This is a genomic window from Kineococcus glutinatus (assembly GCF_039542765.1).
In the GTDB taxonomy this organism is placed as follows: Bacteria; Actinomycetota; Actinomycetes; order Actinomycetales; family Kineococcaceae; genus Kineococcus_A; species Kineococcus_A glutinatus.
In genome coordinates, this window is the sequence record NZ_BAABIL010000584.1 from 1 (window position 1) to 4,522 (window position 4,522).

At 72.0% G+C, this 4,522-nt stretch carries 5 protein-coding genes; all 5 read right to left on the reverse strand.

All coding sequences use genetic code 11. The features are described from left to right. Positions 1-592, reverse strand: a 592-nt coding sequence (locus tag ABEB16_RS18575) for a GNAT family N-acetyltransferase (protein WP_345713697.1), incomplete at its 3' end; no start/stop codon positions are given. A 281-nt stretch (positions 593-873) separates the two neighbouring features. Then, entirely contained in the window at positions 874-1,638 is a 765-nt protein-coding gene (locus ABEB16_RS18580) for an ABC transporter ATP-binding protein (protein WP_345713698.1), read from the reverse strand. After that, entirely contained in the window at positions 1,631-2,386 is a 756-nt protein-coding gene (locus tag ABEB16_RS18585; protein ID WP_345713701.1) for an ABC transporter ATP-binding protein, read from the reverse strand. The genes ABEB16_RS18580 and ABEB16_RS18585 overlap by 8 nt, the downstream gene beginning before the upstream one ends. 55 nt (positions 2,387-2,441) lie before the next feature. Then, the gene (locus ABEB16_RS18590; RefSeq protein ID WP_345713699.1) at positions 2,442-3,566 is read right to left on the reverse strand and encodes a branched-chain amino acid ABC transporter permease; all 1,125 of its coding nucleotides are present in this window, start codon (positions 3,564-3,566) and stop codon (positions 2,442-2,444) included. After that, positions 3,563-4,522: a branched-chain amino acid ABC transporter permease gene (locus ABEB16_RS18595; RefSeq protein ID WP_345713700.1), complete on the reverse strand. Its 960-nt coding sequence runs from the start codon at positions 4,520-4,522 to the stop codon at positions 3,563-3,565. The genes ABEB16_RS18590 and ABEB16_RS18595 overlap by 4 nt, the downstream gene beginning before the upstream one ends.

Here is a 4,522-nt window from a genome sequence, read left to right on the forward strand (position 1 = left end):
CCTGACCCGCCGCCACCGACGGGGCGGTCACGGCGGCGTGGGCGCGGGCGAGGCGACCGCGCAGCGAGCGGCGGCGGGCCAGCACGTCCTCGGTGGCACCGTGGGTGTCCTCCCCCAGCAGGCGCCGGCGCAGCACGGCCAGCGGCACCGCGCGGCGCACCACGACGGGCGCGAAACCCAGGCGCGCCATGTAGCGCGTGTACTCCCGGTCGTGGGGCAGGACCGTGCAGGACAGCTCCTCCGCGCCGTCCTCCTGCGCCATGGCCAGCGCCCGGCGCATCAGGGCGCGCCCGACGCCGCGCCGGCGCAGCTCGGAGACGACGTGCAGGTGTTCCAGGCAGGGCGTGGAGGCCGGGGTGAGGGGCAGCAGGGGCCGCTGGCTGAGCAGCGCGTAGCCGGCCGGGCGGGTGCCCACGAGGGCGAGCAGGACCCGCACGGTGCCCTCGCGCAAGGCCTGCTCCAGGCGGGAGCGGACCTGCTCCGCGGGCAGGCGCAGCTGCGCCTGGTCGTAGCGGGCCTGCGCGTACAGCTCGACGAGCGCGTCAACGTCTGCGGTGGTAGCCAGACGAACCTCCACCGGAGGTCGTGCCACAGCGTCCTCCTCGAACGACCAGGCCCCCGTGCCCACGGCCGCCGGAGGCGGCCGGAGCCGACTCTAAGACGCCCGACGGCCTCCGTAAATGGTCCGTGAACACCCGGTGGGCCGATCGGCGCCGCGCTCCCGCGTGTCGTCGACGCTGCGCATCCTCATGATCACGCTCGGTCGTTCAACGTCGGAGCACCACGTCGGACCACCACGTCGGACAGCGCGGCGGGCCGGCCCCGGGGAGGACCGGCCCGCCGTGCAGGTGTGTCGAGGAGGTGGGTCGACGCCTAGACGTCGCCGCCGAGGTAGGCCGCCTTGACGCTGTCGTCGGCGGCGAGCTCCTCGCCGGTGCCCTCCCGCACGACCTGCCCCGTCTCCAGGACGTAGGCGACGTCGGCGGTGCGCAGCGCCTGCATGGCGTTCTGCTCCACCAGCAGCACCGTCGTGCCCTGGGCGTTGATCTCCCGGATGATCGTGAAGATCTGCTGGATGAGCTTGGGGGCCAGCCCCATCGACGGCTCGTCCAGCAGCAGCAGCTTCGGCCTGGACATCAGGGCCCGGCCGATGGCCAGCATCTGCTGCTCGCCGCCGGACATGGTGCCCGCGGACTGGGTGCGCCGCTCCAGCAGGCGGGGGAACAGCGTGTAGACGCGCTCCTGGTCCTGCCGGATCGCGCCCGAGCGCCGGTCGGTGCGGGTGTAGGCGCCCATGTCGAGGTTCTCCTCGACGGTCATGCCGGGGAAGATGCCGCGCCCCTCCGGGGACTGGCAGATGCCGCGCTGCACGAGCTTGTGCGAGGGCACCTTGGTGATGTCCTCGCCCTCGAAGAGGATCCGGCCGGCCCGCACGCTGCGCAGGCCGGAGATCGTCTTCAGCGTCGTCGTCTTGCCGGCGCCGTTGGCTCCGATGAGGGTGGCGATGTTCCCCCGCGGGACGCGGAAGGAGACGTCGCGGATGGCCTCGATGCGCCCGTAGTTGACGCAGAGGTCCTCCACGACGAGAAGGTCCTCGCCCTTCGCGCCGCCCGTCGCCGTGCCGGTCGTGTCAGGCATCGTCGTCCTCGACCCCCAGGTAGGCCGCGATGACCGCGGGATCGTTCTGGATCTGCTCGGGCCGTCCCTCGGCGATCTTCTTGCCGAACTCCAGCACGACGATCCGGTCGGTCACGCCCATCACCAGGCGCATGTCGTGCTCGATGAGCAGCACGGTGTTGCCCCGGTCCCGCACGGTGCGGATGAGGTCCATCAGCCGCTGCTTCTCCACGGGGTTGAAGCCCGCGGCCGGCTCGTCCAGGCACAGCAGCTTCGGCTTGGTGGCCAGCGCGCGGGCGATCTCCAGGCGGCGCTGCTCGCCGTAGGAGAGGTTGCGCGCGAGGTCGTCGGCGCGGTGGGCCAGGTCCATCAGCTCCAGCAGCTCGTCGGCCAGCCGGTGCCCCTCGGCCTCCTCCCGCCGGTGGCGCGGCAGGCGCAGCAGCGCGGAGAGCACCCCGGTGCGGTGGTGGGCGTCGGCGCCGACCAGGACGTTCTCCCGCGCCGTCATGTTCTGGAAGAGCCGGATGTTCTGGAACGTCCGCGCGATGCCCATCCGGTTGATCTGGTAGCGCTTGCGCCGCCCCAGCGGCAGGCCGTCGAAGACCACCTGCCCGGAGGTGGGCTGGTAGACGCCGGTGAGGGCGTTGAAGCACGTCGTCTTGCCCGCGCCGTTGGGCCCGATCAGGCCGAGGATCTCGCCCTGCTGGATCTCGAAGCTGACGTCGTCGAGGGCCACGACGCCGCCGAAGCGCAGCGTGACCTTCTCCATCCGCAGCAGCGGGCTCGCCCCGGCTGCGGGGGCGGGGGTGGAGGAGAGCGTCGTCTCAGCCACGGGCCGCTCCTTCCTCGAGCTGGGCGATCTGTTCGGAGGCCGCCTTGGCGCGTTTCGCGCGCCGCGGCGGCAGCAGGCCCTGCGGGCGGAAGTTGGCCAGCAGCAGCAGCGCCACCCCGAAGATGAGGACGCGGAACTCCGCGGCCTCGCGGAAGCGCTCGGGCAGGTAGGCCACGACGACCGCACCGACCAGCGCGCCCCAGCGGTTGCCCTGCCCGCCGATGACGACCGCGGCGAGGAAGAGCATGGACAGCTGGATGACGAACGGCTCGGGGTTGATCGAGCCCTGCCGCGCCGCGAACAGCGCCCCGGACAGACCGCCGATGAAGGCGCCCATCGCGAAGGCGAGCAGCTTGAACCGGAAGGTGGGCACGCCGTTGAGCTCGGCGGCCTCCTCGTCCTCGCGGGTCGCCTCCCAGGCCCGGCCCACCCGGCTGCGCTGCAGCAGGACGTCGCCGAACAGGACCAGGATGATCACCGTGAGGACGAGCCAGTAGTACGGCGTCGCGTCGAGCAGCCCGAACTTCATGAAGACGGACGTCTCGCCCAGGTCGACGTAGGCGGTGAAGCCGTCCCACGTCAGGGGGTTCACCTCGAACAGCTCCACGCTGGGCGGGCGGGGCACGCCCTGGATGCCGCGGGCGCCGTTGAGCCACTCGGAGTTCAGGGCGACCAGGCGGATGATCTCGCCGAAGCCGAGCGTGACGATCGCCAGGTAGTCCCCGCGCACCCGCAGCGTCGGTGCGCCCAGCAGCAGGCCCGAGGCGGTGGAGATGCACACGGCCAGCACGATGAGCAGCCAGAACGGGAGCGTGCCGTGCAGCGAGCCGAAGACGCCGACGGTGTAGGCGCCGATGGCGTAGAAGCCGACGTAGCCCAGGTCGAGCAGGCCGGCGTAGCCCAGCACGATGTTCAGGCCGAGCGCGACGAGCGCGTAGGAGGCCACCGTGAACAGCACGGCGCGGAAGTCGCTGGCGGGCGTGGAGATGATCGGCAGGTTCAGCAGCGGCAGCGCGTAGAGGAACAGCGCCAGCACCACGAGCAGGGCGGCGCGCAGGCCGCGGGAGGACGCCGGCCGGCGCCGGCCGGCGGTGGGGTTCGCAGCTGCGGTGCTCATGCGCGCGCCTTTCCGAGGGACTCCCCGAGCAGGCCCGTGGGCCGGAAGAGCAGGACCACGACGAGCAGCAGGAAGGCCACCACGTCCTTCCACTCCGTGCCGAAGATCTGGGAGCCGTAGTTCTCCGCGAGCCCGAGGACGAGGCCGCCTGCGAGCGCGCCGCGGATGTTGCCGATGCCGCCGAGGACGGCGGCGGTGAACGCCTTGATGCCGAGGATGAAGCCGACGTTGAACCGGGTCACCCCGATGTGCATGAGGTACAGCAGCGCTGCGGCGCCGGCCATCAGACCACCGAGCAGGAAGGTGAGCTGGATGACGCGGTCGCGGTTGATGCCCATCAGCGCGGCGGCCTCGGGGTCCTGGGAGACCGCCCGCACGCCGCGACCCAGCCGCGAGCGGCGCACGAACTGGTCGAGGGCCACCATCATGAGGATCGCCGCGACGAGCACGATGACCTGGTTGCTGCGGACGCCGAACCCGGCGACCTCGAACAAGGTCACGTTGGGCAGCGGGTTGGTGAACCGCGTGACGTCGCGGGCGCGGGCGACGTAGGGGGCCAGGACGGTGTCCAGCCCCACCCAGGAGGCGACCCGGTCGCGCAGGCCCATGGCCTCGGCGAGGACGAAGGAGGCGCCGATGGCGGAGATGAGCGCCACCAGCGGCGGGGCGTTCTTGCGCCGCAGCCGGGCGTAGGCCACCTTCTCCACGAGCAGCGCCACCCCGCCGCTGACCGCCATCGCGGCCAGCAGGGCGAGCAGCAGCAGCCCGACGGCCGCGGGGACGGACATCCCCTCGCGGGCGCCCAGGGCCATCATGACCCAGACGGCCGCGAAGCTGCCCCACATGAAGACCTCGGAGTGGGCGAAGTTGATCAGGCGCAGCACGCCGTAGACGAGGGTGTAGCCGAGGGCGAAGAGGGAGTAGATGGCGCCGACGACCAGACCGGTGAAGGTCAG